This is a genomic window from Actinomyces naeslundii, from assembly GCF_001956585.1.
Lineage (GTDB): Bacteria > Actinomycetota > Actinomycetes > Actinomycetales > Actinomycetaceae > Actinomyces > Actinomyces naeslundii.
Genome location: NZ_MSRR01000045.1, coordinates 1 through 1036 on the forward strand (window position 1 = coordinate 1; position 1036 = coordinate 1036).

Here is a 1036-nt window from a genome sequence, read left to right on the forward strand (position 1 = left end):
TAGCGCATGTCGATGACGCCGGTGCCGACCTCGATGCGCTGGGTACGGGCGCCGGCCGCGGAGAGCAGCGGGATGGGGGCGGCGGCCTGGCGGGCGTAGTGGTGGACGCGCCAGTAGGCGCCGTTGACGCCGATCTCGTCAGCGCCGACGGCGATCTCGACGGCCTCCTTGAGCGCCTGGCCGGCGTCGGGGTCGCCAGGGCCGCGACCGTGTCCATAGTGTCCGAAGCTGAGAAACCCGAATGCTTTCATGCAACCTTCAACTACGCGCTCCGTCGGATCATTCCGTCCGACCGCGCGATTCGGGTCACCCCGCCCTCAGGCGCCGCACGCTCTCAGCGCCGGCAGAGGGATCGGCAGCACCCCTGGGTGCACCACGGCGTACCCAGCCAGCGGGGAACGGTCTCCTTGTAGTCGAGATAGTCCTGCCCGAACCTCTCCTCCAGGGCCTTCTCCTCAGCCGGGATCTGGTGGCGGTCGATGAGCCAGACGAAGCCGGCCAGCGGGATCAGCGCGGACGGGCTCCTGCGCGCGATCGCGTGCGAGAGCAGCAGGCCCGTCAGGCCCAGGTACATGGGATTGCGCGTCAGCCGGTTGGGGCCGTCCACTACGAGGTGCTGGGCTCGCTCGACCCTCACTGGGTCGACCGTGGTGCGGTGGCGAAGAAAGGTGCCTGCGCTTCCGGCGAGCAGGCACAGCGATCCGCCGACGACGGCGGTGGCCGCCGCCACCGACGCGGGTGTCGCTGTCCGACCACGAGTCATGGCGCTCTGCGCCGCGCCCGCGATCGCCAGCAGCACTGCCGGGGGCGGTCGCCTGATGATCTGCTTCATCACCGGGCCATCCTCTCACCTACTGCACCCCGACAGCGCACCAGGCTCGGCCAACGCGAGCGCTCAGGACCACCGGAGCACCTCGACCAGCATCCTCACAGTGATTTATCGATCAACTTCACGGTTGGTTTCGCCACCCGTCATCTCTCCCCCGGTGAACAATGGTCAGGCGGTTCCATCCGCTCCGACGGGCTCAGCCCGTCG

The 1036-nt window shown here is 68.8% G+C and carries 2 protein-coding genes; both read right to left on the reverse strand.

Annotated elements, in window-relative coordinates:
• Window positions 1–251, reverse strand: a 251-nt coding sequence (locus tag BKH33_RS13320; RefSeq protein WP_003780591.1) for an LLM class flavin-dependent oxidoreductase, incomplete at its 3' end; no start/stop codon positions are given.
• A gap of 83 nt (window positions 252–334) precedes the next feature.
• Window positions 335–832 carry a methyltransferase family protein gene (locus tag BKH33_RS13325; RefSeq protein ID WP_050998465.1) on the reverse strand — a complete coding sequence of 166 codons (498 nt, stop codon included), beginning with the start codon at window positions 830–832 and terminating at the stop codon, window positions 335–337.
• Between the last annotated feature and the right edge of the window lie 204 nt (window positions 833–1036).

Bases quoted from the DNA above. Each gene is read 5' to 3' on its own strand.
- BKH33_RS13325 (WP_050998465.1), bottom strand. From the start codon at position 832: ATGAAGCAGATCATCAGGCGACCGCCCCCGGCAGTGCTGCTGGCGATC.